This window comes from Myxococcus virescens (assembly GCF_900101905.1).
Taxonomy (GTDB): domain Bacteria; phylum Myxococcota; class Myxococcia; order Myxococcales; family Myxococcaceae; genus Myxococcus; species Myxococcus virescens.
Window position 1 is genome coordinate 151726 of record NZ_FNAJ01000011.1, and the last position, 25825, is coordinate 177550.

Consider the following 25825-nt stretch of genomic DNA (forward strand, 5'->3'; position numbering starts at 1 on the left):
AGGTTGCCGGCCGGGGCGCGCGGTGTCGCCGCGCCCCGGAGCCCGTCCCTTCGCCTCAGCGTCCGTCGAGCATGGACTCCAGCCGGTCCTGAAGCCCGAGGTGGGCGGCTGCGCTCACCAGCATCCGCCGCTCCTTGCGGTCGATGCGGCCGTCCACCAGCGCCATCTCCACGATGTTGCGCAGGAACACCTCCGCTTCGGGGCTGCCCTTCTCCACGAGGCGGTCGAAGAGCTGTGGCCCCATGCTCAGCGCCAGCTCCACGTTGTCCCACACCACGCCCCAGCGCTCCGAGCACAGCTTCAGCAGCTTGCGCTCCGCGGACGTCACCTCGCCGTCGGCGGCGGCGATGGCGGCCATCATGTACAGCAGGCGCTGCCGCTCCTGGACGTCCATCACCGCGTCCTCGGGCCGCGGCGTGTGGCCCTGGTCACCCATGCGCTGTTGCGGCGCGGCCCGGCGTGGGGGGAGGGCCCGAAACCGCGCGTCCTCGTCCGCGTTCCACGCCTCGAACGTGCGCGCCGCCGCGAGCACCCAGTCCCGCTCACCGGTGGCCAGCGGCGTGCCGCAGTAGTCGCAGTCCGTGGCGGCGCTGTTCGTCAGCGGCGCGTTGCATTGCGGGCACCGGTTCGTGGACATGCCGTTGGCGGTGTTCGTCTGCGCGCCGTGCTTGCGCGTCAGCGTGAAGATGTAGCGCTGGGGCACGGTGGGCAGGGAGCGGGGCCGCTCGCTGGCGGGCCCCACGCCCATGCGCGCGCTCCAGCGAATCTCCACGTGCGCCACGTCCTGGCCCTGCGGGTCCACCTGGAACGCGCGCACGTCCGCGGAGCCCACGGCGCACTCCAGGAACACGCGGCGGACCCCCTGGCGGCGCAGGCCCTCCAGCTCCGTCTCCAGCCGTTGCACGGTGTCCGTCCGGGCCACCTTGGCCAGCGGCTTCGTGTCGCCGCGGCTCTGCGCGTCAATCCACTTCCAGAACAGCAGCGACGCGCGGTCCTCCAGCATCTCCAGGTTGAGCGCCGGGTCCGACTCGCGTGCCTGCATCAGTCCGTCCACCGTCTTGTGGTACGGCGCGTGCTCGATGCCCTGGGTGATTTCGGACAGCGTCCAGTCGTAGTTACCCGAGTTCACCACCGCGCCGCAGAACTCGCAGCTGTTGGCCGCGCCACCGTTGAACGGCGCGCCGCAGTTGGGGCACTTGCCCTGGAACAGGTCCGCGCCGATGCGCGTCTGCGCCCCCGGCTTGCGCACGAAGGTCCAGACCTCCGTGAAGGCCTCGCTGGGGACCTTGCGCGCGGCCTCGGTGGCCTGCGCGTCGCTGAAGGACACGGGCACGTCGGTGTCCCGCATCCGCGCATGGACACGGACGTGGATGCTGTCGAACCACTGGCTCTGGTCCAGGCCGATGAGCTGGAGGTCCAGCACCTCGAAGTCGGTGATGGCGTCCCGCACGCCCTGCGCGCGCATGAGCTCCAGTTGCACGCCGAAGCGCTGGAAGGTGGCGTCCGACAGGAAGGGCCGCACCGGCGTCATGTCCCGGAGGAACCACGCCTGCTGCAGCTCCATGAACAGCCACTTCGTCTTGTCGAGCATCGGCTCCAGCTCGAAGGCGGGGTCCTTCAGCTTCAGCGCGTTCACCCAGCCCTGCACGTCACGCTGGGACACCTGGGTGCGCTGATACGCCTCGCGCTGCTCCAGGGCCTTCCGGGTGGTGGCGTCCGGGTGCAGGTTGCGGCGGTACAGCCAGTACACGATGCCGCCAATGCAGAGCAGCGGCAGCATGACCTTGGGGTAGCGGAAGACCAGGCTGAAGAGCTGGTAGACGACCCAGAGCGCGACGCCGTCCCCGTCGCCGCCGCCGCGGCCACCGCCGTTGCCGGACGAGGGGCGGGAGTAGTGCTCGCCGCCACCTCCGCGTCCCAAGGCTTCGAGCGGAAGCAGGAGCGCCACGTAGGCGATGGCGGGCAGCCAGGGGGCCCACCGGGAGAGTCGGTGCGAGATGGAGCGCAGAGGCGTGGCCATGTCCCCCATGCTAACCGTTTCCGCCTTGCCAGACCCGGCTTATGGCCGCACTCTGCCGCCGCCCAGCGCAGCCCGCCTGCCAGGCCGGGAAAAGGGGAGCGAACATGCCGGAATTCAAGGTCGACGCACGCGGTCCCATCGAAATCTGGACCATCGACGGCGAGAGCCGCCGCAATGCCATCAGCCGCGCCATGTTGAAGGAGCTGGGCGAGCTGGTGACCCGCGTGTCTTCCAGCCGTGACGTGCGCGCCGTCATCATCACCGGCGCGGGCGACAAGGCCTTCTGCGCCGGCGCCGACCTGAAGGAGCGCGCCACCATGGCCGAGGACGAGGTCCGCGCCTTCCTGGACGGGCTGCGCCGCACCTTCCGCGCGATCGAGAAGAGCGACTGCGTCTTCATCGCCGCCATCAACGGCGCGGCCCTGGGCGGTGGCACGGAGCTGGCGCTCGCGTGTGACTTGCGCGTGGCCGCCCCGGCCGCGGAGCTGGGGCTCACCGAGGTGAAGCTGGGCATCATTCCCGGCGGCGGAGGCACACAGCGCCTGGCGCGCCTGGTGGGACCGGGCCGCGCGAAGGACCTCATCCTCACCGCCCGCCGCATCAACGCCGCCGAGGCCTTCAGCGTGGGCCTGGCGAACCGATTGGCGCCGGAGGGCCACCTGCTGGCCGTGGCGTACGGGCTGGCGGAGTCGGTGGTGGAGAACGCGCCCATCGCCGTGGCCACGGCCAAGCACGCCATCGACGAGGGCACGGGCCTGGAGCTGGACGATGCGCTGGCGCTGGAGCTGCGCAAGTACGAGGAGATTCTCAAGACGGAAGACCGCCTGGAGGGCCTGCGCGCCTTCGCGGAGAAGCGCGCGCCCGTCTACAAGGGCCGCTAGCCCGCACGGACGAAATCGGGGACGGAAGGCCCGGTACCCACCGGTGCCCCGTCCCCGAAGTGCGTCACGTCACATGGCGCGAAAGCCGCGCGCGCCGGTCAGGCGTTCGCGGTGCGCTCCTGGCCCATGTTGACGTTCTGTTTGTTCATGTAGGCCGTGGCCTTGTCCTTGACGGTGGTCCGCAGCTCGGTGCCCGTCTTCGGGGCCAGCAGCAGGGCGGCCACGCCACCCGCGGCCACGCCGAGGAGGAAGATGCCCAGGCCGCCCAGGCCCGCGCGCGCCGGCTTGTAGGTGGTCAATCCGACATGCCGCAGCACGTCATCCGGCTCGAAGTCATCCCAGCGGTTCCGCGCCACGCGCGGCAGGTCATTGATGAGCTTATGGGCCAGCCACTTGCGGTACAGCTCGCTCCGGGCGATTCCCTTGGCCATCCACTTGCCTTTCTTCGCTGCGAACATGCGTCCCTCCTGGGCCCAATGGTTGCCGGGTGCGCATCCATCGCGAGCACGCCCCCGTTGAGCACCAAGGTAGGCAGGGGAGCCTGGAGCGGCATCCCCTGCGGGGGCCGTTCTGCGCGGTGCGTCGTCTGCCTGTCAGGCCGCGCCGGTTCCCCAGCGAGAAGGCAGCCAGCCGTAGCCCTTTCTGCTATGTGCCACGGGCCATGTCCCAAGACTCGAGACTGCTGGAGAAGATCGCCCAGGTGGAGAAGGGTGGCGCGCAGAAGTACCACGCGAAGAACGCGGAGGCGGGCAAGCTCTTCGCCCGCGAGCGCATCCGCCTGCTGGTGGATGAGGGCTCCTTCGTGGAGGACGCGAAGCTCGCCAACAACCTGGACCCGGACCTGCCCTCGGATGGTGTCGTCATCGGCGTGGGCAAGGTGGCCGGGCGCACCGTGGCCATCATGGCCAACGACTCCACGGTGAAGGCCGGGAGCTGGGGCGCCCGCACGGTGGAGAAGATCCTCCGCATCCAGGAGACGGCCCGCGACCTGCGCTGCCCGCTGTTCTACCTGGTGGACTCCGCCGGTGCCCGCATCACCGACCAGGTGGAGATGTTCCCCGGGCGCCGCGGCGCCGGCCGCATCTTCTACAACGAGGTGCACATGTCCGGCTTCGTGCCGCAGGTGTGCCTGCTCTTCGGCCCGTCCGCCGCCGGTGGCGCGTACATCCCCGCGTTCTGCGACCTGGTCATCATGGTGGAAGGCAATGCCTCCATGTACCTGGGCAGCCCGCGCATGGCGGAGATGGTCATTGGCGAGAAGGTCACCCTGGAGGAGATGGGTGGCGCGAAGATGCACTGCTCCATCTCCGGCGTCGGCGACGTGCTGGTGAAGACGGAGCAGGAGGCCATCGAGGCGGCAAAGAAGTACATCGGCTACTTCCCGGAGAACTTCTCCCAGGCGCCGCCGCGCGCCGAGCCCAAGGCCCCCAAGGCCGGCGGCAAGAAGGTGGAGGAGATCGTCCCCGTCGACCAGAACAAGCCCTTCAACATGCATGAGCTCATCAACGAGCTCATCGACGAGGGGAGCTGGTTCGAGGTGAAGAAGCTCTTCGCTCAGGAGCTCGTCACGGGCCTGGCCCGCATCGACGGCCGCCCGGTGGGCATCGTCGCCAACCAGCCCAAGTACAAGGGCGGCGTGCTGTTCGTGGACAGCGCGGACAAGGCGGCCCGCTTCATCTGGCTGTGTGATGCCTTCAACATCCCGTTGCTCTATCTGGCGGACGTGCCGGGCTTCATGATCGGCACCAAGGTGGAGCGCGCGGGCATCATCCGCGCCGGCGCGAAGATGATCTCCGCCGTGTCCGAGGCCAGCGTGCCGCGCATCTGCGTGGTGGTCCGCAAGGCCTACGGCGCCGGCCTCTACGCCATGAGCGGCCCCGGCTTCGCCCCGGACGCCACCATCGCGCTGCCCGGAGCGATGATCGCCGTCATGGGCCCGGAGGCGGCGGTGAACGCCGTCTACTACAACAAGATCCAGGAGCTGCCGGAGGCCGAGCGGCCCGCCTACGTCCAGAAGCTGCGCGACGAGTACAAGCAGGACGTGGACATCTACAAGCTGGCCAGCGAGCTGGTCATCGACGACATCGTCCCGGGTGACCGGCTGCGTCAAGAGCTCACCCAGCGCTACGGCGTCTACTCCCAGCGGCATCAGCCCCGTGCGGAAAAGAAACACGGTGTCTATCCGGTTTGAGTAGGTAGCGTTACCCCACCTCCAAGGCCCGGGCTGCGCTTGGGCCGTCTGCTATAGATCCTGCTGACACCATGGATTTTGACCTTCCAGAAAGCCATCGCGCCCTCCAGTCCTCCATCCGTGACTTCTGCGAACGGCGGGTGAAGCCGTATGCCCGTGAGTGGGACAAGGACGAGAAGTTCCCCATGGAAGTCGTCCGGGAGCTGGGGCAGCTCGGGGTGATGGGCATGCTCGTCGCCGAGGAGTTCGGCGGAGCGGCCATGGACTCGCTCGCCGTGGCGGTGGCGGTGGAGGAGATCGCCCGCTACGACGGCTCGCTGGCGCTGACGGTGGCCAGCCACAACGGCCTGGGCACCAGCCACCTGCGCGTCTTCGGTTCGGACGCGCAGCGCCAGAAGTACCTGCCCAAGCTGGCCACGGGTGAGTACCTGGGCGCGTGGGGCCTGACGGAGCCGGGGTCCGGCTCGGACGCGTCGAGCATGAAGACCACGGCCGTGCGCAAGGGCGACGGCTGGGTGCTCAACGGCGCCAAGATGTTCATCACCCAGGGCACGGTGGGTGACGTGTTCGTGGTGCTGGCCGTCACCTCGCCGCAGAAGCGGCAGAAGGGCATCACCGCCTTCCTGCTGGAGAAGGGCCTGCCGGGCTTCAGCCAGCGCGCCATCCACGGGAAGCTGGGCATGCGCTCGTCGGACACGGCCGAGCTCGTCCTGGAGAACGTGGAGGTGCCGGACTCGGCGCGCGTGGGGGAGCTGGACCACGGCTTCATCGACACGATGAAGATCCTGGACCGCGGCCGCATCACCATCGGCGCGCTGGCGGTGGGCCTGGGCCGGGGCGCCCTGGAGGAGTCCATTGGCTACTCGCGCGAGCGCACCGCGTTTGGCCAGCCCATCAGCGAGTTCCAGGGACTGCGCTGGATGATGGCGGACATGAAGACGGAGCTGGACGCCGCCCGGCTCCTGGTCCACCGCGCCGCGAAGCTGGCCGACGAAGGCAAGCCGTACTCGCGCGAGGCCTCCATGGGGAAGCTGTTCGCCTCCGAGGCCGCCATGCGGGCTTGCAACAAGGCCGTGCAGATCCACGGTGGGTACGGTTACACCCGCGAGTTCCCGGTCGAGCGCTACCTGCGTGACGCCAAGCTGTGTGAGATCGGCGAGGGAACCAGCGAGATCCAGCGTACAATCATCGCCCGGGAAACCTTCAAAGGGGCTTGATGGACACCGCGCGGCTGGAAGGTCTCGGGCTGCAGTTGCGGGAGGACGCGGCCGGCACCGAGGCGGTGCTGGACCTTGAGTCGTCCCCGCTGGTCAATCCCGTCACCCGGGCCTTCATCCCCGAGGTGACCTTCCAGGTGATGGGGGACCGTCTCATCCCCATCGCGCCGCCCGCCGTGGTGGGGCTGGCCCCCATCCTGGTGGGCGCGCTCAGCGACGTCGCCGACATCGAGGCGCTGCTCGCGGACGCATTCAACGAGCACATCTTCCACGTCCAGCGCCGCTCCGCGGAGCTCCAGGTGTTGGGGCTGACGCCGCGCGTGGAGCCGGAGACGCTGGAGCTGTCCACGGAGGTGGTGGACGGTGAGCTGGCCGTCACGCTGGTGTCGGACCGGCTGGGCAACTTCCGCGTGGCCCGTGTGGCCCGGGGGAAGGAAGACCTGGCCACCGGCGGCGGCCACACGCTGGAGCTGTCGGAGTTCCGCGAGCGGGCGGCGCTGACGGGCTACCTGGTCGCGCTCTTTGGCGAGCCGGCGGCCCGTCCGCAGGCCGCGCCGGTGGGCGCCGGGCTGGTTCGCTTCTCCGACATCGTGGAGAAGTTCGGCGCGGAGGCGCTATTGCCTCCCCGCAGCAGCCTGGAGCTGCTGGCGCAGTTGCAGGTGGAGGGCCGCCCATACCGCTTCGCCGCCGCCAGGGTGGCGGGCCGCACCTTCCGGGGGCTGCTGGCGGGTCCGCAGGGCAAGGAGTGGGCGGGACGGTTCGAGCTGGATGAGTTCCCAGGCATCGTGCGGATGGTGGCGGACCTGTTGAAGGTCCCTCCCGCGGCCGTGAGGCTGGTGGGCCCGGACGCACCTCAGGAGTGATGCGTTTGAGTGGTGCGGACAAGATGAGCCCGTCCGAGCGGGTGCAGTTGTTGGAGTCGCGGTTGGGGTTGAGCTTCTCCCGGATGGAGACGGCGCTGGAGGCCCTGACGCACAAGACGTACGTCAACGAGACGCGGGACAAGGAGCTGAAGGACAACCAGCGCCTGGAGTTCCTGGGTGACTCGGTGGTCAACCTGGCCGTCAGCCACCGGTTGATGGCGCGCTGCCCGGGACTCCCCGAAGGCGACCTGACGAAGATGCGCGCCCGCGTCGTCAACGAGGACGGTCTGGCCCGCGTGGCCCGGACCATCCCGCTGGGCGACCTGCTGCTGTTGGGGCGGGGCGAGCTCATGTCCGGCGGCCGGGAGAAGAACTCCGTCCTGGCGGACGCGCTGGAGGCCGTCTTCGCCGCGGTGTTCCTCACCAGCGGCCTGGACGCCGCGGTGGCGCTGGTGGACCGGTATTTCGCGGACCTGCTGGACGAGGTCTCCAGCGGCCAGGGGCGGCTCGACTACAAGACGCTGCTCCAGGAGATGGCCCACGAGCGGCTCAAGCTCCAGCCTCGCTACCGCGTCGTCTCGGAGTCCGGTCCGGAACACTCCAAGGTGTTCGAGGTGGAGCTGATGCTGGGGGAGACGGCCTTCGCCCGGGCCACCGGCCGGAGCAAGAAGGAGGCGGAGCAGTCCGCCGCGCAGGCGACGCTGGAGAAGCTGCGGGAAGACGCCGCGTGTCCCACCTCTCCCCCGCCCGGAACGCCACGACACGACACCCCGGCGTGAAACCCCTTGGATGGGGCAGGGGGCGGCGCGTAAGGTGCCGCGCCGACATGCCCCCCGCCTCCCTCCGAAAGACGCTCGCGCTGGTGACCTGCCTGCTGGCGGGCTCCGTCCTCGCCGCTGACTCCGGCAAGTGGACCCGGAAGGCCGCGGCCGGCAAGGACCTCTACGCCACGCTCCAGACGAGCGAGGGCACCATCGTCGTCCGGCTCTTCGCCAAGGACGCGCCCAAGACGGTGGCCAACTTCGTGGGCCTGGCCGCCGGTGAGAAGGCATGGCGGGACCCGAAGACGGAGAAGATGTCGAAGAAGCCGCTGTATGACGGCACGGTGTTCCACCGCGTGATTCCGGGCTTCATGATTCAGGGCGGTGACCCCACGGGCACGGGCTTCGGCGATCCGGGCTACCGCTTCGCGGACGAGTTCCAGAGCGGCCGCACGTTCGACAAGGTGGGCCTGCTGGCCATGGCCAACGCGGGGCCGAACACCAACGGCAGCCAGTTCTTCATCACCACCTCCACGCCCGGGCACCTCGCCGGCAAGCACACCATCTTCGGTGAGGTGCTCAGCGGCTATGACGTGGTGGAGAAGATCAGCAACCTGCCTCGGGACAACCGGGACCGCCCGCGCACCGCGGTGGTGCTCACCCGCGTGGTGCTGGGCGACAAGGCTCCCGCGGGCGTGACGGCCCCCGCGGCGAGCAAGGGAGCGGCGCCCCAGAAGGACGCGGGCGCGAAGACGGTTTCACCAAGGCCGTGACACATGACCGGGTTCGTCCTCGGACGAGCCCCCACACGGGAGGGTAGCATGGGAATGTTGGACGAGGCCCGCGCGGGCAATGACCTTTACGCCACCTTCGACACCACGCAGGGGCAGATCGTGGTGAAGTTGTTCGCGAAGGATGCGCCGAAGACGGTGAGCAGCTTCGTGGGCCTGGCGACGGGCGAGCTGCCCTTCCAGGACCCGAAGACGGGTGAGAAGACGCAGCGCCCGTACTACGACGGCATCATCTTCCACCGCGTGATTCCGGGCTTCATGATTCAGGGCGGTGACCCCACGGGCACCGGCCGCGGCGGCCCGGGCTTCAACGTGGACGACGAGTACCAGAGCGGCCGGACCTTCGACAAAGTGGGTCTGCTGGCCACGGCGAACATCGGCCGTCCCAACACCAACGGCAGCCAGTTCTTCATCACCACGTCCAAGCCGACCTACCTCAACAACAAGCACACCATCTTCGGTGAGGTGCTCAGCGGCTACGACGTGGTGGAGAAGATCGCCGGCGTGCCGCGCGACGGGGATGACCGCCCCCGCCAGCCCGTGGTCATCAACAAGCTGACCATTTCGACGACCCAGCCGTAGCCTGTCCGCTCGCCGCCCGTCCTGGCCTGGCCGGGCGGGCGGTGGGTTGTGATAGGCGCTGTCCAGACGTTCCCTTTTCGGGCCTCCGCGGTACGCGGCGTCCCAGATCACCTCCGAAGCAATGGCCCCCCCCAAGACACACCGCAGCGGCTTCGCCGCCCTCATCGGGCGCCCCAACGTGGGCAAGAGCACGCTGCTCAATGCACTGACGGGCGAAAAAATCGCCATCGTCTCCCCCAAGCCCCAGACGACGCGCAACCGCATCCTCGGCGTCGTCACCCGTCCGGAAGGGCAGGTGGCGTTCATCGACACGCCGGGCATCCACCAGGCCAAGGGCGAGCTGAACCGCTACATGGTCGAGGTGGCGCTCCAGGCGGCGGAGGAGGTGGACCTGGTCCTCTTCCTCATCGAGCCGCCGGCGAGCGAGAAGCCCGAGGTGAGCCCGGGCAACCGCGCCATCCTCGACCGGCTGCAGAAGATCGGCAAGCCGACCTTCCTGGTCATCAACAAGATCGACAGCGTCCCCAAGGCGCAGCTCCTGCCGCTCATCGACCTGTACCGCCAGGAGTTCCCCTTCGCGGAGGTGGTCCCCATCTCCGCCCGGGAGAAGGACGGCGTGGAGCGGCTGTTCCACACCGTCCTGGGGCACCTGCCGGAAGGCGAGAACGTCTTCGACGAGGACATGCTCACCGACCAGCAGGAGCGCGCGCTGGTGGCCGAGTACATCCGCGAGCAGGTGCTGCGGCACTGCCGCCAGGAGATTCCGTACTCCACGGCCGTGGTGGTGGACATCTTCGACGAATCCGAGCGCGAGCCCCGGCCGGGCACGCCGCCGAACCAACTGGGCGGGCTCATCCGCATCGCCGCGTCCATCTTCGTGGAGCGCGACAGCCAGAAGGCCATCATCATCGGCAAGCAGGGGCAGATGCTGAAGACGATTGGCACCGACGCGCGCAAGTCCGTGCAGCGGTTGCTGGGCGCGCATGTGTACCTGGACCTGCGCGTCCGCGTGGAGCCGCGTTGGAGCGAGCGCCCCGAAGGCCTCAAGAAGCTGGGATACGACTGAAATGAAGCCCCTGGTCGCAATTGTCGGACGCCCCAACGTGGGCAAGAGCACGCTGTTCAATCGGCTCGTGGGCCGGCGCATCGCGCTGGTGCAGGACGAGCCCGGCGTGACGCGGGATCGCCACTACGCGGACGCGGAGTGGGAAGGCCGCCAGTTCACCTTCATCGACACCGGCGGCTTCGTGCCCGGTGACGAGGACCAGCTCCTCCAGCAGGTGCGGGAGCAGGCGCAGCTGGCCGTGGACGAGTGTGACGTCATCGTCTTCGTCACCGACGCCCGGGCGGGCCTCACCGCCGCGGACGAGGCCGTGGCCAACTACCTGCGCAAGAGCGGCAAGCCGGTGGTGCTGGCCGCCAACAAGCTGGACAACACGTCCGGGCAGATGCAGGCGCTGGCCGGTGAGTTCTACCGCCTGGGCCTGGGCGACGTGCAGGCCCTGTCCGCCGAGCACGGCCTGGGCATGCAGGAGCTGTTCGACTCGGTCGTCGCCAGGCTGCCGCCCAAGGAAGAGGGCGAGGACGCGGAGGCACCGCCCGACGACGGCATCATCCGCCTGGCCATCATCGGCCGGCCCAACGTGGGCAAGAGCACCCTGGTCAACGCCATCCTGAAGGAGAAGCGGGTGGTGGCCAGTGACGTGGCGGGGACCACGCGGGATCCGGTGGACTCCGAGCTCACGTACAAGGACCGCAAGCTGCTGCTCACCGACACGGCGGGCATCCGGCGCAAGAAGTCCATTGCCCAGCGCGTGGAGCAGTTCTCCGTCGTGGCCGCGCTCAAGGTGATGGAGCGCAGCGACGTGGCGGTGCTGCTGATGGACGCCACGGAGCCGGCGGTGGACCAGGACGCCAAGCTGGCGGGCCTGGCCGAGGAGCGGGGCCGCGCCCTGGTCATCGTGGTGAACAAGTGGGACCTGGTGGGCGCGGACCAGCGCCGACAGGAGACCTACCGCGAGTCACTCAAGCACTCACTCAAGTTCGTGGGCTACGCGCCCATCCTCTTCACCTCCGCGCTGACGGGCTCCAAGGTGGAGAAGGTCGTGGACGTGGCGACGGAGCTCGCCGACCAGTTCCGCTTCCGGGCGCCCACCCCGCAGCTCAACCGGCTGCTGGACCACATGGTGGACAACCACCCGGCGCCCATCGTCCGGGGCAAGCCGCTGCGCATGTACTACATCGCCCAGGTGGCCGCGGCGCCGCCGACCTTCACCATCACCGTGAACCATCCGGACGGCGTTCCGGACATGTACAAGCGGTACATCACCAACCAGCTGCGCAAGACGTTCGACCTGCGCGTGCCCATCCGGCTCATCTTCAAGGGCCGGCCCGGGCAGGCCAAGCGCGAGGCCCGCAAGCGGCCTCAACGCCAGGGGAAGCGCTGAGGCGTCAGTGCGTTGACACTCGCGGCGCGCGCTCCATACAGTGCGCCGCTCTTTAAAAGAGGTTTCCAGACGTGGCCGGAACCACCAAGACCGAGAAGATTCGCCAGAAAGAGCTCAGCCAGCCGGACTCCTTCCAGAAGGTGGGCACCGAGGCGAGCGACTGGCTTGCGCAGCGCCAGAAGATCATCGGACTCGCCGCGGGCGTGCTCATCCTGGGCGGCGTGGGCGTGGCCATCGCCAGCGAAGTGTCCAAGCGCGGCGAGGAGAAGGCCTCCCAGGCGCTGGGACAGGCGCTGACCGTGCTCGACCGGCCCGTGGAGGGCGTGGAGCCCGCGCAGCCCGGTGACACGGAGCCCCCCTTCAAGTCGGTGAAGGAGCGCGACGAGGCCGTGGTGAAGTCGCTGGGTGAGTTCCGCCAGCAGCACGGCGGCACCCCGGCCGCGGTGACGGCCGCCCTGGCCGAGGGCAAGGCGCAGTTCCGGTTGGGCAACTACGCCGCGGCGCAGACGGCCTTCGGCGAGTACCTCAAGGGCGCGGCCCAGAACGATCCGCTCCGCGCGGAGGCCTTCGAGGGCCAGGGCTACGCGCTCGAGGCGGACGGCAAGTACGAGGACGCCATCAAGGCCTTCGAGCAGATGGGCGCCGCGGGTGGCCCGTTCCTGGTGGGCATGGGCGACTACCACAAGGCCCGGATGCTCATCCTCCTGGGCAAGAAGGAAGAGGCGGCCCAGGTGCTGTCGAAGCTGACCACGGCGCAGCCGAACACGGCGGCGGCGCGTCAGGCCGGTGAGCGCCTGGCGGTGCTGGCGTCCGAAGGTGTGAAGGTTCCTGCCCCGGAGGCTCCGGCGGCTGCACCCGTTCCGGACGCGGGGTAGAAACACTCGCCATGACGATGCGGCTCGTGAGCTGGAAGCGTTGGCTGGGTGGCGCTGTGGCGGCAGGGCTTCTGGGCGGCTGCAGTGGCGTGCAGTACTACGGCAATCCGGAGCTGCCCCGGCCGCCGTCGAACACGCCGCTGGAGTACTTCTCCGTCAACTGGTGGGCGGCGCTCGCGCCCCCGCAGACGCTGGAGTACGGGCCGCGTGAGACGGCGACGCCTGCCTATGACGCCGTCAGCCGGACGACCGTCGCGCTCACGCGGGACGGGTTCGCCCGCGGCGTGGGTCCCGACGGCCAGGTGAAGTGGAAGTACAAGGCGGGCAGCCGCTTCAACGCCGGGGCCCGGGTGGTGGACGGCGTGGCCTATGTTCCGGGCGGGGACGGCGTGCTGTACGCGCTGGACGCGGCCTCGGGCGAGGAGAAGTGGAAGTACGTCGCGGGTGAGGCCCTGGCCACGGTGCCCGTGGTGTCGAACGGCCTGGTGCTCGTGGCCTCGGAGAGCGACACGCTCTTCGCGGTGAAGATCGCGGATGGGCAGTGGGCCTGGCAGTACCGCCGGGATCCGCCCACCGGCTTCACCGTTCGCGGCGCTTCGCGGCCCCTGGTGCGCGAAGGCGTGGCCTACATCGGCTTCTCTGACGGCTTCGTGGTGGCGCTCAGCGTCGACGACGGCGGCGTCACCTGGGAGCGCTCGCTGTCCGGCGCCGGCTCCGAGTTCCTGGACGTGGACAGCAGCCCGGTGATGGACGCCAGCGGGCAGCTCTACGTCGCTTCGTACAAGAGCGGCATCTTCGCGCTCGAGGCGGAGTCGGGAGACCTGGTGTGGAACACCGCCGTGGCCGGCATGACGTCGCTGCTGGTCAGCGGCCAGGTGCTCTTCGCCGCGGGTGACGGCCGCGTGGATGCCTACCTGGCGGAGACAGGGCGGCTCCTCTGGTCGCATCCCCTGGGGGAACGGGCAGCCTTCGCTCCGGTGTTCGCCCAGGGAATGCTGCTCGTGCCCACGTCCAGTTCGCTGCTGTTCCTGGAGCCCAATACGGGGCGCTCGCGCGTGTCGTGGAACCCCGGGAGCGGCATCACCGCGCCGCCTTTCGCGGCGGGCAGGCAGCTGTTCGTGCTGTCGAACAACGGCTACCTGTACTCCCTGAACATGAACGGGATTGACGGGTGACGGCTCCGGCTCGCAGGACGGTCCGCGTGGTGGCGGCGCTGATTCCGCGGCCGGAGGATGGACGCCAGTTCCTGGTGCAGCAGCGGCTCCCCGGTGGGAGCCGCGCCTTGCTGTGGGAGTTCCCCGGCGGCAAGGTGGAGGCCGGGGAGACGGACGAGGCCGCGCTGGCCCGTGAGTGCCGCGAGGAACTGGACGTGGAGCTCGCCGTGGGGCGGCGGCTCTGGGAGGGCCAGCATTCCTATCCGGACCTGACGGTGGAGTTGGTGTTGTTCCTGGCCCGGATTGTCTCGGGCGAGCCCCGGCCCCTGGGCGCCCACGCGCTGGCGTTCCACACGCCGGCGCAGATGCAGTCACTGCCGTTCTGCGAGGCGGACATCCCGCTCCTGGACGACCTGGTGGCGGGAAGGTTGGGCGCGCTCGATTGATGCTGCAGCGGACGTTCCAGCACATCCCCAGTGTGGGTCCCTGGCGGGAGAAGGACCTGTGGTCCCGCGGCATTCGCACCTGGGATGACTTTCCGGAAGCCGGCCAGGGGGTGGCGCTCAACCGGAAGTCCGACGACGTGGCCCGGGCGCGCATCGCCGAGGCGAAGGATGCGCTGGCCCGCCGGGACTTGCGCAAGCTCGCGGAGCTGCTGCCGAGCCGGGAGCACTGGCGGCTGTACCCGGAGTTTCAGGACGACGCCGTCTATTTCGATATCGAGACGGACGGCCGGGAGGCCCAGGCGCCCACGGTGGTGAGCCTGTTCGATTCGAAGGGCCTTCACGTCTTCATCCAGGGCCGGAACATGGACGCGCTGCCGGAGGCCATGGCGGCCCGGCGGCTGTGGGTGACGTTCAACGGCTCGTGCTTCGACGTGCCCGTCTTGCGTGACTACTTCGGCCCCGCGCGATTTCCGGTGCCGGATGCGCACATCGACTTGCGGTTCGTGACACGGCGCCTGGGCATGGGCGGCGGCCTGAAGGAAATCGAAGGGAAGATTGGCGCCGAGCGTCCGCCGCACATGAAGGGCGTGAATGGCTACGACGCGGTGCTGCTGTGGCGCGCGTACCAGCGCCGCGGCGACGTGGAGGCCCTCCGGTTCCTCGTCGAGTACAACCTGTACGACGCCTTCCAGCTCCGGACGCTGATGGACGTGGCGTACAACCGCGGCGCCGACGACTTGAACCAGGATGTTCCCCGGCTGCCAGTCTTCGAGCGTGGCGACGTGCTTTACGACGTGAGCCGCATCATCCTGGAGTTGGGGCCGACCGAGCGCGATCTGCAGACCCTTGCTCGCGTCCGGGCCATGGAGCAGGGCGGCTGAGCGGGCAGGGTGACTGTGCCCGGTTCACCGTCCTGGCAGCAGCCGTGCGTTCGCGAGTACCGGACGGTGAACACCTGCGCGTGTGAAGTGTAGCCGTCTGGTGGAATGACCTGGGGAGGCGTTTGTAGGTTGAAGGGTCCACCTACGGAGGAATGAATGAACGACCCGACGAATCCGACGCCGGCCGAGGTTCCCGAATCCGCTCAGAGCTCCAAGGGCAAGACGTTGGCCGTCGTCCTGGGCCTGGTCGGCCTGGCGTTGGTGGCGTCGTATTTCGGTCTGCGGCGTCAGGAGTCACTGCCCGCGGAGGTGCCCGAGATTCCGATGGAGCCCGCTGGCGAGACGGCCGCGGCGCCCCCGACGATGCCGGAAACGTCGCTGCCAGAACGGGACGCCGAGGTCCGCAGCCTGGCGAGCCAGCTTTCGCCTGACCCCGAGCTCGCGCGGTGGATGGGCGAAAAAGACCTGGTTCGTCGCTTCACGGCCGCGGTGAACAACATCGCGGAGGGTTCGAGCCCGCGCACGGTGCTCGGTTTCCTGGCGCCCACGGGGGCGTTCCAGGTGACCCAGGTGGACGGCACCACGGTCATCGATCCGGCCAGCTACGCACGCTACGACACCGTGGCTCGCGTGATTGGCTCCATTGACACGCAGTCCGCGGCCAGCGTGTACCGTGAGCTGAAGCCGCTGATTGACCAGGCCCACGCGGAGATTGCGCCGCCGGGACAGACTTTCAGCAGCGCCTTGAGCGCGGCCATCCAGCATCTGCTCAAGGTGCCCGTGCAGGAAGGCCCGGTGGAAGTCGTTTCCGAAGGCGCGCTGTATGCCTATGCGGCGCCGGAGTTCGAGGACCTGAGCCCCGCGCAGAAGCATCTGTTGCGCATGGGGCCCCAGAACATGCAGCTCATCCAGGCCAAGCTGCGGGAGCTGAAGAGCTCGCTGGGGCTGCCGCCGGTCGCGGATCGCTGATTCAAAGCCAGTCCCGGGTCGCCCAGCCTCAACGGCGTTTCTTCTTGCCGGTGGGCTTGGGCGGAGGGGCTGGCTTTTCCTTTTCGCCAGCGATTTGAAGGGTCTGGCGGAACTCGTCGACGTCACGGCCCAGGCCGTCGGTGAACGCGGTGCCGGTCTGGGCATCCACGACCAGGGTGTACTTGAAGCCGGACTTGAGCGGCTGCGGCAGCTGGATTCGGTAGATGAGGCCGGTTTCGGATTCCTCGACGTCGTCATCGGACACCATGGCCCGGTCGGCTTCGTCGAACAGGCGGACCCGGTAGTTCTTGAGCGGGCTGGACGTCCGGAGCTCCAGGAGCGACGTGGGCTCGATGATGGCGGCGTCGTCGGGGGCCGGAGCGATCTCCGTGAGGCTCGCGGCGGCGATTCCAGCGTCCTCGGCCACGCCCGCGTCATTGGCGGGTGCCACGGCGGGGGCGCTGGGCGGCGCCTGGTAGCTGAGTGAGAACCGGGTCGGCGGCGGCGTCGCGGGGACCTGGGGTACCTCGGCGACCCCTGAGTCCGGGGTGGCGGCCGGCTTGTCCGGGCAGCCCGAGAGGACGAGAGCGCCACAGCAGGTGGCGGCGACGAGTCCGAATCGAAGAAGACGCATGCGGCGGCCACGGTATGCGCCTGGATGGACGCCGGAAAGCACCGAGTGCCGGGCAGCCAGCCGGGCCGTGGGTTGGCGGCAATGGGCTCGCGGATGACCGTCCAGGACGTGACCTCTCCCTCTGAAAGAAGGTCCGATAACATGCGTTATGTAAACTAAGCGGGCGCGAAACCTGGGGGTCGATTCAGGCCGTTCCCCGCCCTGGTTTCTGGGCCGTCCGGGCCGGTTTCGGGTCCGTCGATTGCAGTCGAATCCGGCAGGATCTCCACTCCCGACGCCCCGCCATGACCTTCTTCGATTCGCTCGCCGCGGATGTTCGCTTCGCGCTCCGCACCTTCCGCCGCTCACCCGGCTTCGTCGCCGCCGCCGTGCTGTGCCTGGCGCTGGGCATTGGCGCCAACGCCGTCATCTTCAGCGTGGTTCACGGGGTCCTCCTCCGGCCGCTGCCGTACGCGGAACCCGAGCGGCTGGTCAGCCTCGTCGAGCTGCGCCCCCAGGGCTATGGCGGCCCGGTGTCCTGGCCCACGTTCTGGGCCTGGCGCCAGCACAGCCCGGCCTTCGAACACATGGCAGCATTCACAGTCGGCGGCGTCACCCTCCAGGCCCAGGATGCGCCTGAACGCCTCCAGGCCCTTCGCGGAACGGCTGACTTCTTCACGGTTCATGGCGTGCCGCCCTTGCTGGGCCGGACTTTCGCGCTCGATGAGGACCTGCCCGGCCAGGCCCCGGTCGCGGTCCTCAGCGAGCGCCTCTGGCGCGCCCGTTTTGGCGCCGATCCAGCCGTCCTCGGCCGTTCCGTGAGCCTGGATGGCCTGGCCCACACCGTCATTGGCGTGATGCCCGCGTCTTTCGATGCGTCCACCGACGTGTGGCTGCCCCTGGTGGCTCCGCCGGACGCCGCCGCTCGGACCCGGTCCACGGTGCTGACCCTCCGGGCTCGGTTGGCGCCAGGCGTTTCGCTGGCCTCCGCCGAGGCCGAGTTGAAGCAAGTCGCCGCGAACTCCGCGGCGGCCCAGGCGGAATCCCACCGGGACCGGAGCGCCCGGGTCATTCCGCTCGATGAAAGCCAGACCCAGTCCTGGCGGGCGCCGCTCCAGGTTCTGCTGGGGGCCGTCGCCCTGGTGCTCCTCATTGCGTGTACGAACGTCGCGAATCTGTTGCTGGCCCGCGCGGGCACCCGGCGGCGCGAACTGGCCGTTCGTCTGGCCCTGGGCGCTGGCCGGGCCCGGGTCGTCCAGCAGCTCCTGGTCGAAAGCCTCCTGCTGGCGTTCCTGGGCGGCATGCTGGCGGCCTTGCTGGCGCGCTGGGGCCTGGACGCGCTGCTGGCCCTGGCGCCGGAGAGCCTGCCCCGGCGTCAGGACATCGCGTTGGACGGCACGGCCTTCCTGTTCCTCCTCGGAATCACCAGCGTCAGCGGCCTGGCCTTCGGGCTGCTCCCAGCCCTCCAGGTCTCCCGGCTGGAGGTCCGTGGTGGGCTCGCCGCCGCGGGCGATGGCAGCACGGTGCCGGGCTTCGGCCGTCGCTTGGGGGCCTCGCTGGTGGTTGTGGAGATCGCCCTATCGCTGGTGCTGCTCGTCGGCGCGGGCCTGCTCGGGCGCGGCTTCCTGCACCTGCTGGGGACTTCCACCGGATTTGCCCCCGGGCAGGTCCTCACGCTGCACCTGTCCATCCCAGACGACCGGTTCTTCAAGGACGGCGGCCTGGATGCTGAGCTGCCGGGACGGCTCTTGGAGCCGGTGTTGGAGGCGGTTCGCGCGCTCCCGGGCGTCACTGCGGCGGGCATGACGTCCGTGCTCCCCATCCAACGGGCCTGGAACAACGCTCGGTATCAGGTCGAAGGAGCTCCTCTGCCGGAGCCCGGCGACGAACCTCGCGCCGAGCGCCGCGCCACCAGCCCGGGCTACTTCGCCGCCATGGGCATCCCCCTGCGCCAGGGGCGCGATTTCACGTCCCTGGACGCCGCGCCGGACCAGCCCGGCGTGGTCATCGTCAACGAAACCCTGGCCCGCCGGCACTTTCCCGCTGGAGGTGCCCTGGGGCAGCGGCTGCGCATCGGGGCGACGCCGTACACCATCGTCGGCGTCGTGGGCGATGTCCGCCAGGCGGGACTGGAGCGCGAACCGCTCGCCGAGTTCCACGTCCCTCATGGCAGGCCCTGGGGCGATGACGGGCTCGTCCTGGTCACTCGCACCTCGGTGCAGCCAGAGACGCTGCTGCCTGCCATCCGGGAGGCCATCCGCCGCGTGGATGGCACCGTGCCCGTCTACCGGGCGCTCACCCTGGAGCAGGTCATCTCGCAATCCCTGGCGATGCGCAGGCTCGTCCTGGGGCTGCTTGGCGGTTTTGCGGTCCTTGCCGTCCTGCTCGCCGCCTACGGCCTCTACGGGGTCATCTCGCTCCGGGTCGTCCAGCGCACGCGGGAGCTGGGCGTCCGGATGGCGCTCGGTGCCCGGCCCGCGGACGTGCTTCGGCTCGTCCTGGGCCAGGGCGCGGGCATGACGGCCGTGGGCCTCGGGGTGGGACTTGGGGCGGCGTGGGTCCTGTCCCAGGTGCTCGCAAGCCAGCTTCACGGCGTCAGCGCGCGGGATCCGTGGACGTTCGGGGCCGTGGTCGCGCTGCTGGCGGCCGTGGCGTTGCTCGCCTGCTGGATTCCGGCCCGGCGGGCGATCCGGATGGACCCGCTTCAGGCGCTCCGGAAGGACTGATGTCGGGACTTCCGCGTCCCAGGCGCGGGATGCGGAATCCCAGGCATGGAACGCAGCCGGATGACACGTCGCGTTGACGGGAAATCCAGACGCGAATGCGACTTTTTCCTCCGCGTCACGTTGTTCCTCAATGGGCCTGGTTCAAGGTCGGTTTCTCCTCGGAATCCAACCTCTGGCGGCGGGAATCAGCAGCTTGCTTGCATGTTGGGTTCCCCGGGAAATCTTCCCTGTTTTTTACTGGCTTGACCCAGCCAGGAGCTTCCCGCAGAACCGCGACACCCATGGCCCTGGAAAGGACCGTTTCATGAAGCGTTTGTTCGTGATTGCCACCCTCCTCGGCGCGGCTCCCGCGATGGCCGACGAGGGCATGTGGACCTACAACAACTTTCCCTCCGCGAAGGTGAAGGAGAAGTACGGCTTCGAGCCTTCCCAGCAGTGGCTGGACAACGTGCGCCTGTCCTCGGCGCGTCTGGCGGGTGGATGCTCGGCCAGCTTCGTGTCCGCCAACGGCCTGGTGATGACGAATCACCACTGCGCGCGCGGCTGTATCGACCAGCTCTCCACGGCGAAGAAGGACTACATCGCCAACGGCTTCTACGCGAAGACGCAGGGCGAGGAGACCCAGTGTCCGGCGATGGAGATCAACCAGCTGGTCAAGATCACCGACGTCACGGAGACGCTGAACAAGGCCACCCAGGGCCTGACCGGTAAGAAGTACGCCGACACGCTGAAGGCGAAGATGTCCGAGCTGGAGCAGGCCTGCTCCGCCGGCAACGCCAAGGCGCGCTGTGACGTGGTCACCCTGTACCAGGGCGGCCAGTACAACCTCTACGAGTACAAGCGCTTCCAGGACGTCCGCCTGGTGATGGCGCCCGAGCACGCCATCGCGTTCTTCGGTGGCGACCCGGACAACTTCGAGTTCCCCCGCTACGACCTCGACGTGACGTTCCTGCGCGTCTACGAGGACGGCAAGCCGGCGACGACGAACAACTTCTTCAAGTGGTCCGACAAGGGCGCGCAGGAAGGCGAGCTGACCTTCATCTCCGGCCACCCGGGCCGCACCTCGCGTGGCCTCACCATCGCGGAGCTGGAGTTCCAGCGTGACGTGGTGCTGCCCAAGACGCTGATGACGCTCTCCGAGATGCGCGGCATGCTGACGGAGTTCGGCCGCCGTGGCGCCGAGCAGCGCCGCATCTCCACCAACCTGCTGTTCGGCGTGGAGAACTCGGTGAAGGCGCTCAAGGGCCGTCACGAGGCCCTGCTGGACAAGACGTTCTTCGCGCAGAAGGTCGCCGCGGAGCAGGACCTGCGCAAGAAGGTCGAAGCCAACCCGGAGATGAAGAAGAAGTACGCCGCGGCGTGGGATGAGATCGCCAAGGCCCAGGCGCAGCTGCGCAACATCCGTCAGGACCTGACGTACATGGAGAACGGTGGCGGCCTGTCCTCCACGCTCTTCCAGGTGGCCCGCACGCTGGTGCGCGGCGCCGAGGAGCTCCCGAAGGCGAACGGCGAGCGCCTGCGTGAGTTCAACCAGGCCAACGTCCCGGCGCTGGAGGCCCAGCTGTTCAGCCCGGCTCCCGTCTACCCGGAGCTGGAGATTGCCCGCCTGACGTTCGGCCTCACCAAGATGCGCGAGGAGCTGGGCTCCGACCACCCCTTCGTGAAGAAGGTGCTGGGCAAGGAGTCCCCGGAGAAGCTGGCCGCCCGGCTGGTGAAGGGCACCAAGCTGCGTGACGTGAAGGTCCGCCAGGCGCTCTACAAGGGCGGCAAGGCGGCCATCGCGGCCTCCAAGGACCCGATGATTCAGCTGGCCGTCGCGGTGGACCCGGACATGCGCGCCATCCGCAAGACGTACGAGGAGAACGTCGAGTCCGTCATCCGCAAGAACAGCGAGCTGGTGGCCAAGTCCAAGTTCGAAATCTACGGCACCAACCAGTACCCGGACGCGACGTTCAGCCTGCGCCTGTCCTACGGCGCGGTGAAGGGCTACTCGGAGAACGGCAAGCAGGTCAGCCCCATCACCCAGATGGCGGGCACCTTCGAGCACGCCACGGGTGAGGAGCCCTTCGCGCTGCCGAAGTCCTGGCTGAAGAACGAGAAGGCGCTGGACGGCACCACGCCGATGAACTTCGTCTCCACCAACGACATCATCGGTGGCAACTCCGGCTCGCCGGTCATCAACAAGGACGCGGAGATCGTCGGCATCGTGTTCGACGGCAACATCCAGTCCCTGGGCGGCGAGTACGGCTTCGACGAGAGCGTCAACCGCTCGGTCAGCGTCCACAGCCAGGCCATCATCGAGTCGCTGACGAAGATCTACGGCGCCACGCGGCTGCTCGAGGAGCTGCGTCCCGGCAGCACCAAGCTCCCGCCCGTGAAGGCCAGCCCGGCGAAGTAATGCCTTCGGGCGAAGATGGGGGCCCCGGCGCGGTCGGCCAGGGCCCCTGAAGCACGAAGAGGCTGCCCGGCACATGTCCCGGGCAGCCTCTTTCACGTCAGGGCCTCAAGCGCCCTACCGCCCTACTCCCATTCGATGGTCGCGGGGGGCTTGGACGAGATGTCGTAGGCGACGCGGTTGATGCCGCGCACCTCGTTGGTGATGCGCGTGGAGATGCGCTCCAGCACGGGGAACGGCAGCCGGGCCCAGTCCGCCGTCATGCCGTCCACGCTGGTGACGGCGCGCAGCACGCAGGTGGACTCGTAGGTGCGCTCGTCGCCCATGACGCCCACGCTCTGCACCGGCAGCAGCACCGCGAAGGCCTGCCACACCTCCTTGTAGAGGCCGGCGCTGCGAATCTCCTCCTGGACGATGGCGTCCGCGCGCCGCACCAGCTCCAGGCGCTGCTCGGTGACTTCGCCCAGGACGCGGATGGCCAGCCCCGGGCCGGGGAATGGCTGGCGGGACACCATCTCATCCGGCAGCCCCAGCTCGCGGCCCAGGGCGCGGACCTCGTCCTTGAAGAGCTCGCGCAGCGGCTCCACCAGCTTGAGCTTCATCGTCTCCGGCAGGCCGCCCACGTTGTGGTGGCTCTTGATGGTGACGGAGGGGCCCTTGTACGACACGGACTCGATGACGTCCGGGTACAGCGTGCCCTGGGCCAGGAACTCCGCGTCCTGCACGTCGCGCGCGGCCTCCTCGAACACGGCGATGAACTCCCGGCCGATGATCTTCCGCTTCTTCTCCGGGTCCGTCACCCCGGCCAGCTTGTCCAGGAAGCGCTGGCGGGCATCCACCGTCTTCAGCGGGACGTGGAAGCGGTCCACGAAGAGCGCCTCCACCTGGGCGCGCTCGTTCTGCCGCAGCACCCCGTTGTCCACGAAGATGCACTGGAGCCGGGGGCCAATGGCCCGATGCAGCAGCAGCGCGGCCACGGAGCTGTCCACGCCGCCTGACAGCGCGCAGATGACCCGGCCGTGCTCACCCACTTGGCGGCGGATGGTGCCCACGGCCTCGTCGATGAAGCCCTTCATCGTCCACGAGCCGCTGACCTTGCACTCGTTGAAGACGAAGGCGCGCAGCATGGCCTTGCCCTGCGGCGTGTGGACCACCTCCGGGTGGAACTGGACGCCGAACCAGGGCTTCGTCGTGTGGGCGGTGGCGGCGAAGGGCGAATTGCCGCTGCGGCCAATGGCCTCGAAGCCAGGGGGCAGCGCCTCCACCCGGTCGCCGTGGCTCATCCAGACCTGGACCCTGTCCCCAGGGTTGAACTCGGCGAATGGGCCGCGGCGGGCCAGCACCTCCACCTCCGCGTTGCCGAACTCGCGGTGGGCGCTCCGGTCAATCTTGCCGCCCAGCAGCTTGGCGGTGAGCTGGAGGCCGTAGCAGATGCCCAGCACGGGGACGCCGGCCTCGAAGACGAACGGGTCGCACCGGGGGGAGTCTGGGGCCTCCACGGACGCCGGACCGCCAGAGAGGATGATGCCGCGGGGAGCGTACTTGCGGATGTCCTCCGCCGGGAGGTCCGGGCGGTGGATTTCGCAATAGACGCCCAGCTCGCGGACGCGCCGGGCGATGAGCTGGGTGTACTGGCTCCCGAAATCGAGGATCAGGATTTTTTCGGCGTGCAGGTCCACCTGGGGGTCTCCAAGAGGGGCGTCGTTGACGGCTGGGGGCCCTTATCGCTACAAACTTCCGGAATACAACGCCCAAGTACCTTCAATTGTTCGAGGCCTGGATGCTCCGCCGCCTGTCCGCCCCTACCGCTGCTGCGACCCTACTCCTGCTGTCCGCCTCCGGATGCGTGAAGGAGATCTCCTCGGATGAGCGGCTGGACCGCGAAACCCAGAATCTCTCCGCGAAGGAGATGCCGGGTGCGGCCGAGCTGGAGAAGCTCACCTGTGAGGACTCCACCGAGGCGCTCATCAAGGCACGCAATGTGAACCGGCCAGAGACGGACCGGCTGGTGGACTACATCGAGCTGTACTCCTCCCTCCGCAAGCGGACCGCCACGTTCGAGGATGCGATGAACCGCAACCCGGACCTGAGCTACCGCGAGGGCACCCAGCACCTGGTCAACGCCAAGGACAACTGCATCCAGCAGACGGCCGACGTCCGGGTGGAGTTCGAGACCTACATGCGGGAGCTGGTGGGCGTGCCCACCGTCCAGGAAATCAAGGGCGGCAACACCGTCACCATCGCCCGGCTCGACTTCAACACCCTGCGCCAGGCCATCGAGACGCTGGAGCCGGACGACAAGGACACGCTGCTCAACCAGGTGAACGCCGCGGAGAAGCGCGTGGCCCCGTCGACCCCCGCGGGCGATGAGTCCGCCCCCGCGTCGGGTGGTGGCCGCAAGCGCGGCCGGTAAGGACGCTCCGGTCGTTCCTGGCTGGACACCCAGGGCCCCGCCGAGAGGCGCGGGCCCTTTTTCATGGCATTGGGACGCGGCGCGGGAAGACAGGCCCCCGCGCCCCTGGCGCCCTCCGGACTACCCGACGCGGTAGTTCGGCGCTTCCTCGGTGATGATGACGTCGTGCACGTGGCTCTCCTTGAGCCCGGCCGAGGTGATGCGGACGAAGGTGGCCTGGGTGCGCAGCTCGTCGATGGTGCGGCAGCCCACGTAGCCCATGCCGCTGCGGATGCCGCCCAGCATCTGGTGGACGTTCATCGCCAGGGTGCCCTTGTATGGCACGCGGCCCTCGATGCCCTCGGGCACCAGCTTCACGGCCTCCACGTCCGCCTGGAAGTAGCGGTCCTTGGCGCCCTGCTTCATGGCGCCCAGGCTGCCCATGCCGCGGTAGCTCTTGTAGCTGCGGCCCTGGTACAGGATGACGTCGCCCGGGGACTCCTCGGTGCCCGCGAAGAGCGAGCCAACCATCACCGTGTTGGCGCCCGCGGCCAGCGCCTTGACGATGTCGCCCGAGTACTTGATGCCGCCGTCGGAGATGATGGGCACGTCGTGCTTCTGGGCCTCGCGGACGCAGTCATCCACGGCCGTCACCTGGGGCACGCCCACGCCGGCCACCACGCGGGTGGTGCAGATGGAGCCGGGGCCGATGCCCACCTTCACCGCGTCCACGCCGGCCTGGATGAGCGCGCGGGTGGCCTCGGCGGTGGCGACGTTGCCGGCGATGAGCTCGAAGCCCTGGAAGTTCTTCCGGGTGTCGCGCACGCCATCCAGCACCGCGGTGGAGTGACCGTGCGCGGTGTCCACGACGATGACGTCCACGCCGGCCTTGATGAGCGCCTCCACGCGGGCCTCGCGGTCCGCGGACACACCCACGGCGGCGGCGCACAGCAGGCGGCCCATGCTGTCCTTGGCCGCGTTGGGGTGCGTGCGGCGCTTCTCGATGTCCTTGATGGTGATGAGGCCCTTGAGCTCGAAGGCGTCGTTGACGACGAGGAGCTTCTCGATGCGGTGCTCGTGCAGCAGCTTCTGCGCATCTTCCTGCGTGATGCCTTCGCGGCCGGTGACGAGCTTGCGCGTCATCATCGACTCCACCTTCTGGGTGAAGTTGGTCTCGAAGCGCACGTCGCGGCTGGTGACGATGCCTACCAGCCGCTGGCCCTTCACCACGGGGATGCCGGACACGCCGTGAAGGCGCATCAGCTCCAGCGCGCGGCCCAGCGGGGCCTCCGGTTCGATGGTGACGGGGTCCACCACCATGCCGCTTTCGAACTTCTTGACCTTGAGGACCTCGAGCGCCTGCTGCTCGGGCGTCATGTTCTTGTGGATGACACCAATGCCGCCCTCCTGGGCCATGGCGATGGCGGTCCGGGACTCCGTGACGGTGTCCATGGCCGCCGACAGGAGGGGGATGTTGAGACGGAGATTGCGAGTGAGCCGGGTCGTCAGGTCGACGTCCTTGGGGACGACCGAGCTCTCGCCCGGGACCAGCAGGACGTCGTCGAAAGTGAGGGCGAGCCGGATATCGGGGTTGAGCATGAGCGGCGCTCCCGTGGGCAGG

General features: G+C 68.8%; 22 protein-coding genes. 17 read left to right on the forward strand and 5 right to left on the reverse strand.

What is annotated here, in order from left to right:
* Nucleotides 1–55: 55 nt before the first annotated feature.
* Complete coding sequence (locus BLU09_RS27285) at nt 56–2020, reverse strand: TIM44-like domain-containing protein (protein WP_090492680.1); 1965 nt, start codon at nt 2018–2020, stop codon at nt 56–58.
* Between the two features lie 104 nt (nt 2021–2124).
* Between BLU09_RS27285 and BLU09_RS27290 the strand changes: the two genes are divergently transcribed.
* On the forward strand, nt 2125–2901 hold the full coding sequence (locus BLU09_RS27290) for an enoyl-CoA hydratase-related protein (RefSeq protein WP_090492598.1): 777 nt from the start codon (nt 2125–2127) through the stop codon (nt 2899–2901).
* 98 nt (nt 2902–2999) lie between these two features.
* On the opposite strand, the gene BLU09_RS27295 is transcribed toward BLU09_RS27290, so the two are convergent.
* Complete coding sequence (locus BLU09_RS27295; protein WP_011553771.1) at nt 3000–3359, reverse strand: YtxH domain-containing protein; 360 nt, start codon at nt 3357–3359, stop codon at nt 3000–3002.
* A 203-nt stretch (nt 3360–3562) separates the two neighbouring features.
* Here BLU09_RS27295 and BLU09_RS27300 point away from each other — a divergent pair, with 203 nt between their 5' ends.
* The 13 genes from BLU09_RS27300 (at nt 3563) to BLU09_RS27360 (ending at nt 16078) form a co-directional block, all read left to right on the forward strand.
* Complete coding sequence (locus tag BLU09_RS27300) at nt 3563–5092, forward strand: acyl-CoA carboxylase subunit beta (RefSeq protein WP_090492600.1); 1530 nt, start codon at nt 3563–3565, stop codon at nt 5090–5092.
* A gap of 71 nt (nt 5093–5163) precedes the next feature.
* Nucleotides 5164–6309, forward strand: coding sequence for an acyl-CoA dehydrogenase family protein (locus tag BLU09_RS27305; protein ID WP_090492602.1), 1146 nt, complete (start codon nt 5164–5166; stop codon nt 6307–6309).
* The gene (locus BLU09_RS27310; protein ID WP_171452231.1) at nt 6309–7172 is read left to right on the forward strand and encodes a hypothetical protein; all 864 of its coding nucleotides are present in this window, start codon (nt 6309–6311) and stop codon (nt 7170–7172) included. The genes BLU09_RS27305 and BLU09_RS27310 overlap by 1 nt, the downstream gene beginning before the upstream one ends.
* Complete coding sequence (rnc, locus tag BLU09_RS27315; RefSeq protein ID WP_090492604.1) at nt 7169–7951, forward strand: ribonuclease III; 783 nt, start codon at nt 7169–7171, stop codon at nt 7949–7951. The genes BLU09_RS27310 and rnc overlap by 4 nt, the downstream gene beginning before the upstream one ends.
* A 47-nt stretch (nt 7952–7998) precedes the next feature.
* Nucleotides 7999–8706: a peptidylprolyl isomerase gene (locus tag BLU09_RS27320; protein WP_090492606.1), complete on the forward strand. Its 708-nt coding sequence runs from the start codon at nt 7999–8001 to the stop codon at nt 8704–8706.
* Nucleotides 8707–8709: 3 nt separating this feature from the next.
* Nucleotides 8710–9306 (forward strand): peptidylprolyl isomerase, encoded by a 597-nt coding sequence (locus tag BLU09_RS27325; protein WP_090492608.1) that lies wholly within the window; start codon nt 8710–8712, stop codon nt 9304–9306.
* A 121-nt stretch (nt 9307–9427) separates the two neighbouring features.
* Nucleotides 9428–10372 carry a GTPase Era gene (gene era / locus BLU09_RS27330; protein WP_090492610.1) on the forward strand — a complete coding sequence of 315 codons (945 nt, stop codon included), beginning with the start codon at nt 9428–9430 and terminating at the stop codon, nt 10370–10372.
* 1 nt (nt 10373) lies between these two features.
* Nucleotides 10374–11753 carry a ribosome biogenesis GTPase Der gene (gene der, locus BLU09_RS27335; RefSeq protein WP_011553779.1) on the forward strand — a complete coding sequence of 460 codons (1380 nt, stop codon included), beginning with the start codon at nt 10374–10376 and terminating at the stop codon, nt 11751–11753.
* 71 nt (nt 11754–11824) lie between these two features.
* Nucleotides 11825–12628: a tetratricopeptide repeat protein gene (locus BLU09_RS27340; RefSeq protein WP_090492612.1), complete on the forward strand. Its 804-nt coding sequence runs from the start codon at nt 11825–11827 to the stop codon at nt 12626–12628.
* A gap of 11 nt (nt 12629–12639) precedes the next feature.
* Nucleotides 12640–13803, forward strand: a complete 1164-nt coding sequence (locus tag BLU09_RS27345) for an outer membrane protein assembly factor BamB family protein (protein ID WP_090492614.1) — start codon at nt 12640–12642, stop codon at nt 13801–13803.
* Nucleotides 13800–14228 carry a (deoxy)nucleoside triphosphate pyrophosphohydrolase gene (locus tag BLU09_RS27350; RefSeq protein WP_090492616.1) on the forward strand — a complete coding sequence of 143 codons (429 nt, stop codon included), beginning with the start codon at nt 13800–13802 and terminating at the stop codon, nt 14226–14228. The genes BLU09_RS27345 and BLU09_RS27350 overlap by 4 nt, the downstream gene beginning before the upstream one ends.
* On the forward strand, nt 14228–15109 hold the full coding sequence (locus BLU09_RS27355) for a ribonuclease H-like domain-containing protein (protein WP_090492618.1): 882 nt from the start codon (nt 14228–14230) through the stop codon (nt 15107–15109). Before BLU09_RS27350 ends, BLU09_RS27355 begins: the two co-directional genes overlap by 1 nt.
* A gap of 156 nt (nt 15110–15265) precedes the next feature.
* The gene (locus BLU09_RS27360) at nt 15266–16078 is read left to right on the forward strand and encodes a DUF3014 domain-containing protein (RefSeq protein ID WP_090492620.1); all 813 of its coding nucleotides are present in this window, start codon (nt 15266–15268) and stop codon (nt 16076–16078) included.
* Between the two features lie 28 nt (nt 16079–16106).
* Here the strand turns inward: BLU09_RS27360 and BLU09_RS27365 are convergent, their stop codons facing one another.
* Entirely contained in the window at nt 16107–16712 is a 606-nt protein-coding gene (locus tag BLU09_RS27365) for a PHP domain-containing protein (protein WP_186817820.1), read from the reverse strand.
* A gap of 284 nt (nt 16713–16996) precedes the next feature.
* Here BLU09_RS27365 and BLU09_RS27370 point away from each other — a divergent pair, with 284 nt between their 5' ends.
* Together BLU09_RS27370 and BLU09_RS27375 are read left to right on the forward strand one after the other, a co-directional pair.
* Complete coding sequence (locus tag BLU09_RS27370; RefSeq protein WP_090492624.1) at nt 16997–19417, forward strand: ABC transporter permease; 2421 nt, start codon at nt 16997–16999, stop codon at nt 19415–19417.
* A gap of 304 nt (nt 19418–19721) precedes the next feature.
* A complete protein-coding gene (locus BLU09_RS27375; RefSeq protein WP_090492626.1) occupies nt 19722–21815 on the forward strand; it encodes a S46 family peptidase in 2094 nt (697 codons plus the stop codon).
* Between the two features lie 122 nt (nt 21816–21937).
* Here the strand turns inward: BLU09_RS27375 and guaA are convergent, their stop codons facing one another.
* Nucleotides 21938–23491: a glutamine-hydrolyzing GMP synthase gene (gene guaA / locus BLU09_RS27380; protein WP_090492628.1), complete on the reverse strand. Its 1554-nt coding sequence runs from the start codon at nt 23489–23491 to the stop codon at nt 21938–21940.
* Between the two features lie 86 nt (nt 23492–23577).
* On the opposite strand from guaA, the gene BLU09_RS27385 reads away from it, so the two are divergent.
* Nucleotides 23578–24225, forward strand: a complete 648-nt coding sequence (locus BLU09_RS27385; RefSeq protein WP_011553789.1) for a hypothetical protein — start codon at nt 23578–23580, stop codon at nt 24223–24225.
* A gap of 120 nt (nt 24226–24345) precedes the next feature.
* Here the strand turns inward: BLU09_RS27385 and guaB are convergent, their stop codons facing one another.
* Nucleotides 24346–25803: an IMP dehydrogenase gene (guaB, locus tag BLU09_RS27390; RefSeq protein ID WP_090492682.1), complete on the reverse strand. Its 1458-nt coding sequence runs from the start codon at nt 25801–25803 to the stop codon at nt 24346–24348.
* Nucleotides 25804–25825 lie beyond the last annotated feature (22 nt).

Bases quoted from the DNA above. Each gene is read 5' to 3' on its own strand.
- BLU09_RS27285 (WP_090492680.1), bottom strand. From the start codon at position 2,020: ATGGCCACGCCTCTGCGCTCCATCTCGCACCGACTCTCCCGGTGGGCC.
- BLU09_RS27290 (WP_090492598.1), top strand. From the start codon at position 2,125: ATGCCGGAATTCAAGGTCGACGCACGCGGTCCCATCGAAATCTGGACC.
- BLU09_RS27295 (WP_011553771.1), bottom strand. From the start codon at position 3,359: ATGTTCGCAGCGAAGAAAGGCAAGTGGATGGCCAAGGGAATCGCCCGG.
- BLU09_RS27300 (WP_090492600.1), top strand. From the start codon at position 3,563: ATGTCCCAAGACTCGAGACTGCTGGAGAAGATCGCCCAGGTGGAGAAG.
- BLU09_RS27305 (WP_090492602.1), top strand. From the start codon at position 5,164: ATGGATTTTGACCTTCCAGAAAGCCATCGCGCCCTCCAGTCCTCCATC.
- BLU09_RS27310 (WP_171452231.1), top strand. From the start codon at position 6,309: ATGGACACCGCGCGGCTGGAAGGTCTCGGGCTGCAGTTGCGGGAGGAC.
- BLU09_RS27320 (WP_090492606.1), top strand. From the start codon at position 7,999: ATGCCCCCCGCCTCCCTCCGAAAGACGCTCGCGCTGGTGACCTGCCTG.
- BLU09_RS27325 (WP_090492608.1), top strand. From the start codon at position 8,710: ATGACCGGGTTCGTCCTCGGACGAGCCCCCACACGGGAGGGTAGCATG.
- era (WP_090492610.1), top strand. From the start codon at position 9,428: ATGGCCCCCCCCAAGACACACCGCAGCGGCTTCGCCGCCCTCATCGGG.
- der (WP_011553779.1), top strand. From the start codon at position 10,374: ATGAAGCCCCTGGTCGCAATTGTCGGACGCCCCAACGTGGGCAAGAGC.
- BLU09_RS27345 (WP_090492614.1), top strand. From the start codon at position 12,640: ATGACGATGCGGCTCGTGAGCTGGAAGCGTTGGCTGGGTGGCGCTGTG.
- BLU09_RS27355 (WP_090492618.1), top strand. From the start codon at position 14,228: ATGCTGCAGCGGACGTTCCAGCACATCCCCAGTGTGGGTCCCTGGCGG.
- BLU09_RS27360 (WP_090492620.1), top strand. From the start codon at position 15,266: ATGAACGACCCGACGAATCCGACGCCGGCCGAGGTTCCCGAATCCGCT.
- BLU09_RS27365 (WP_186817820.1), bottom strand. From the start codon at position 16,712: ATGCGTCTTCTTCGATTCGGACTCGTCGCCGCCACCTGCTGTGGCGCT.
- BLU09_RS27370 (WP_090492624.1), top strand. From the start codon at position 16,997: ATGACCTTCTTCGATTCGCTCGCCGCGGATGTTCGCTTCGCGCTCCGC.
- BLU09_RS27375 (WP_090492626.1), top strand. From the start codon at position 19,722: ATGAAGCGTTTGTTCGTGATTGCCACCCTCCTCGGCGCGGCTCCCGCG.
- guaB (WP_090492682.1), bottom strand. From the start codon at position 25,803: ATGCTCAACCCCGATATCCGGCTCGCCCTCACTTTCGACGACGTCCTG.